General features: G+C 59.1%; 1 protein-coding gene. It reads right to left on the reverse strand.

All coding sequences use genetic code 11. The annotated features are described in order from the left end of the window. Window positions 1–256 (reverse strand): PIN domain-containing protein (locus NR201_RS22560; protein ID WP_256850192.1); only part of this gene is annotated, 256 nt, incomplete at its 3' end. Window positions 257–279: the final 23 nt, after the last annotated feature.

The raw sequence follows: 279 nt of genomic DNA on the forward strand, positions 1-279 counted from the left end.
GTTGAAAGTCCGCAATGTTGCGAGTTACCAGCGTAAGCCCGTGCACAAGCGCGGTGGCGGCGATCAAGGCGTCGCATTCACTGCTGCGGTCGGGAACATGCAATCGTGCGCACCGGGTGGCGACGCTGGTATCGACAGGCAGGATTCTTCCAGAGAACGCCGGTTTGACGTGATGTTCCAGCCAGTTGCGCAGCAGCTGGCCTTGTGAAGGGTCACGACGTTCGATACGCAGGGCGCCCGTTTCCAGTTCCAGCACAGTGATTGCAGATAGATACAGGC

Origin of the sequence: Pantoea sp. Fr-CA_6 (genome assembly GCF_024520895.1) — a bacterium.
Taxonomy (GTDB): Bacteria; Pseudomonadota; Gammaproteobacteria; order Enterobacterales; family Enterobacteriaceae; genus Pantoea; species Pantoea agglomerans.